At 51.2% G+C, this 4,392-nt stretch carries 3 protein-coding genes; all 3 read left to right on the forward strand.

Features of this window, described 5'->3' with window-relative positions; genetic code table 11:
• The first annotated feature begins 37 nt into the window (after positions 1-37).
• The gene (prpB, locus tag ACTHUT_RS14465; protein WP_002233567.1) at positions 38-913 is read left to right on the forward strand and encodes a methylisocitrate lyase; all 876 of its coding nucleotides are present in this window, start codon (positions 38-40) and stop codon (positions 911-913) included.
• 84 nt (positions 914-997) lie between these two features.
• Positions 998-2,152 carry a bifunctional 2-methylcitrate synthase/citrate synthase gene (prpC, locus tag ACTHUT_RS14470; RefSeq protein ID WP_440418950.1) on the forward strand — a complete coding sequence of 385 codons (1,155 nt, stop codon included), beginning with the start codon at positions 998-1,000 and terminating at the stop codon, positions 2,150-2,152.
• A 401-nt stretch (positions 2,153-2,553) separates the two neighbouring features.
• Positions 2,554-4,392: aconitate hydratase AcnA (acnA, locus tag ACTHUT_RS14475; RefSeq protein WP_440418951.1), on the forward strand; the 1,839-nt coding region annotated here is incomplete at its 3' end.

The following is a 4,392-nucleotide window of genomic DNA, read 5'->3' on the forward strand; positions in this document are numbered from 1 at the left end:
GATTAATACTGAAAAAAGTCTATAAAGGAGAAATATGATGAGTCAACACTCTGCCGGAGCACGTTTCCGCCAAGCCGTGAAAGAATCAAACCCTCTTGCCGTGGTCGGTTGCGTCAATGCTTACTTTGCACGATTGGCGACCCAAAGCGGTTTCAAAGCAATCTATCTGTCTGGCGGCGGCGTGGCAGCTTGCTCTTGCGGTATCCCTGATTTGGGCATTACCACAATGGAAGATGTGCTGATCGACGCGCGACGCATTACGGACAACGTGGATACGCCTTTGCTGGTGGACATCGATGTGGGTTGGGGCGGTGCATTCAATATTGCCCGTACCATTCGCAACTTTGAACGCGCTGGTGTTGCAGCGGTTCACATCGAAGATCAGGTAGCGCAAAAACGCTGCGGCCACCGTCCGAACAAAGCCATCGTTTCTAAAGACGAAATGGTCGACCGTATCAAAGCTGCCGTAGATGCGCGTGTTGATGAGAACTTTGTGATTATGGCGCGTACCGATGCGCTGGCGGTAGAAGGTTTGGATGCCGCTATCGAACGCGCTCAGGCTTGTGTCGAAGCCGGTGCGGACATGATTTTCCCTGAAGCCATGACCGATTTGAAAATGTACCGCCAATTTGCAGATGCAGTGAAAGTACCTGTATTGGCCAACATTACCGAGTTTGGTTCCACTCCGCTTTATACCCAAAGCGAGCTGGCTGAAAATGGCGTGTCGTTGGTGCTGTATCCGCTGTCATCGTTCCGCGCAGCAAGCAAAGCCGCTCTGAATGTTTATGAAGCGATTATGCGCGATGGCACTCAGGCCGCAGTGGTTGACACTATGCAAACCCGTGCCGAGCTGTACGAGCATCTGAACTATCATGCCTTCGAGCAAAAACTGGATAAATTGTTTCAAAAATAAGTAACCGCTTTCAGACGGCCTTTCAACAAATCCGCATCGGTCGTCTGAAAAAATAAAACCCATAAAATACAAAGGAGAAATACCATGACTGAAACTACTCAAACCCCGACTTTCAAACCTAAAAAATCCGTTGCGCTTTCTGGCGTTGCGGCCGGCAATACCGAATTGTGTACCGTTGGCCGTACCGGCAACGATTTGAGCTATCGCGGTTACGACATTCTGGACTTGGCACAAAAATGCGAGTTTGAAGAAGTCGCCTACCTGCTGATTCACGGCCATCTGCCCAACAAATTTGAGCTGGCCGCTTATAAAACCAAGCTCAAATCCATGCGCGGCCTGCCTATCCGTGTGATCAAAGTTTTGGAAAGCCTGCCTGCACATACCCATCCGATGGACGTGATGCGTACCGGCGTATCCATGCTGGGCTGCGTTCATCCTGAACGTGAAAGTCATCCGGAAAGCGAAGCGCGCGACATCGCCGACAAACTGATCGCCTGCCTCGGCAGCATCCTGCTGTACTGGTATCAATATTCGCACAACGGCAAACGCATTGAAGTTGAAAGCGACGAAGAGACCATCGGCGGTCATTTCCTGCACCTGTTGCACGGCAAACGCCCAAGCGAATCACACATCAAAGCCATGCACGTTTCACTGATTCTGTATGCAGAACACGAGTTCAACGCTTCTACCTTTACCGCCCGCGTGATTGCCGGTACAGGCTCTGATATGTACTCCTGCATTACCGGTGCAATCGGTGCGTTGAAAGGTCCGAAACACGGCGGTGCGAACGAAGTGGCTTACGATATTCAAAAACGCTACCGCAATGCCGACGAAGCCGAAGCCGACATCCGCGAACGCATCGGCCGCAAAGAAATCGTGATCGGTTTCGGTCATCCGGTGTACACCATTTCCGACCCTCGCAACGTCGTTATTAAAGAAGTGGCACGCGGTTTGAGCAAAGAAACCGGCGATATGCGCCTCTTTGACATTGCCGAACGCTTGGAGAGCGTGATGTGGGAAGAGAAAAAAATGTTCCCGAATCTGGACTGGTTCTCCGCCGTTTCCTACCAAAAATTGGGCGTACCGACCGCTATGTTCACACCGCTGTTCGTAATTTCCCGTACAACCGGCTGGGCGGCACACGTTCTCGAGCAACGCAAAGACGGCAAAATCATCCGTCCGAGCGCAAACTACACAGGCCCTGAAGATTTGGCATTTGTGGAGATTGAAGACCGCTAATACGCGTAACAGCAGGGTGGGCCGCCTGCCCACCCCATCTCGAAATGCCGTTTGAAAACAATGAATAAATGATGTTTTCGTTTTTCGACGGCCTAGTGCAGTATGCGAGAGAGAGAGCCGGCCGTTTGGAAAACATGCTGCTCTGCTGTCGTCATTCCCGTACAGGCAGAAATTCAAAAGTTGAAATATTCTGCTGTAAAGAGTGCTGAAAGATTTAAGTTTGGATTTCCGTCTATATGGGAATGATGGTAGCGGAGCAGCAATTTTTTTTCATACCGCGAATAGATTTCAGACAACAAGCAATAAAACAGAATTTATGGTTTCAGACGGCCTGAAGGTCCGAATCAACAGGCCGTCTGAAACCCCAAAACCAAAAAAAGAATAGATTTAGGAGAACCGACATGACTGCCAACCAACGTTACCGCAAAGCTTTGCCCGGTACGGATTTGGAATATTACGACGCGCGTCAGGCGTGTGAAGACATCAAACCAGGCTCTTACGACAAGTTGCCTTACACAAGCCGTATCTTGGCTGAGAACTTGGTCAACCGCGCAGACAAAGTCGACCTGCCTACGCTGCAAAGCTGGCTGGGCCAGCTGATTGAGGGGAAACAGGAAATCGACTTTCCTTGGTATCCGGCGCGCGTGGTGTGTCACGATATTCTGGGTCAGACAGCATTGGTGGATTTGGCAGGCCTGCGCGATGCGATTGCAGAAAAAGGCGGCGATCCTTCCAAAGTCAATCCTGTGGTGCAAACCCAGCTTATCGTTGACCACTCTTTAGCCGTTGAATGCGGCGGCTACGATCCTGATGCCTTCCGCAAAAACCGCGAAATCGAAGACAGACGTAACGAAGACCGTTTCCACTTCATCAACTGGACAAAAACCGCATTTGAAAATGTGGATGTGATTCCAGCGGGCAACGGCATTATGCACCAAATCAACTTGGAAAAAATGTCTCCGGTTGTCCAAGTCAAAAATGGTGTGGCATTCCCTGATACCTGTGTCGGCACAGACTCACATACGCCGCACGTCGATTCATTGGGCGTGATTTCCGTAGGCGTGGGCGGTTTGGAAGCCGAAACCGTGATGTTGGGTCGTGCATCCATGATGCGTCTGCCTGATATTGTCGGTGTTGAGCTGACCGGCAAACGCCAGCCTGGCATTACTGCCACCGACATCGTGTTGGCACTGACCGAATTCTTGCGTAAAGAGCGCGTGGTTGGCGCATTTGTCGAATTCTTCGGCGAGGGTGCAAGAAGCCTGTCTATCGGCGACCGTGCCACTATTTCCAACATGACCCCTGAGTTCGGTGCGACTGCCGCGATGTTCGCTATTGATGAGCAAACCATTGATTATTTGAAACTGACCGGTCGCGCCGACGCGCAAGTGAAATTGGTGGAAATCTACGCCAAAACCGCAGGCTTGTGGGCAGATGCCTTGAAAACCGCCGTTTATCCGCGCGTATTGAAATTTGATTTAAGCAGCGTAACACGCAATATGGCAGGCCCAAGTAACCCGCATGCCCGTTTTGCAACTGCCGATTTGGCCAGCAAAGGCTTGGCTAAACCTTACGAAGAGCCTTCAGACGGACAAATGCCTGACGGTGCAGTGATTATTGCCGCGATTACTTCGTGTACCAATACTTCCAATCCGCGCAACGTTGTCGCCGCCGCGCTGTTGGCACGCAATGCCAACCGCCTCGGCTTGCAACGCAAACCTTGGGTGAAATCTTCGTTTGCCCCGGGTTCAAAAGTAGCCGAAATCTATTTGAAAGAAGCAGGCCTGCTGCCTGAAATGGAAAAACTCGGCTTCGGTATCGTTGCCTTTGCATGTACCACCTGTAACGGCATGAGCGGCGCGCTGGATCCGAAAATCCAGCAGGAAATCATCGACCGCGATTTGTACGCTACCGCCGTATTGTCAGGCAACCGCAACTTCGACGGCCGTATCCATCCGTATGCGAAACAGGCTTTCCTCGCTTCGCCTCCGTTGGTCGTTGCCTACGCGCTGGCAGGCAGCATCCGTTTCGATATTGAAAACGACGTACTCGGCGTTGCAGACGGCAAAGAAATCCGCCTTAAAGATATTTGGCCTACCGATGAAGAAATCGATGCCATCGTTGCCGAATATGTGAAACCGCAACAATTCCGCGACGTTTATATCCCAATGTTCGACACCGGCACAGCGCAAAAAGCACCAAGCCCGCTGTACGACTGGCGTCCAATGTCCACCTATATC

The sequence above is a fragment of the Neisseria sp. P0022.S010 genome, from assembly GCF_051956635.1.

Excerpts from the sequence above, each read along its gene's own strand:
- prpC (WP_440418950.1), top strand. The coding sequence starts at position 998 with ATGACTGAAACTACTCAAACCCCGACTTTCAAACCTAAAAAATCCGTT.
- prpB (WP_002233567.1), top strand. The coding sequence starts at position 38 with ATGAGTCAACACTCTGCCGGAGCACGTTTCCGCCAAGCCGTGAAAGAA.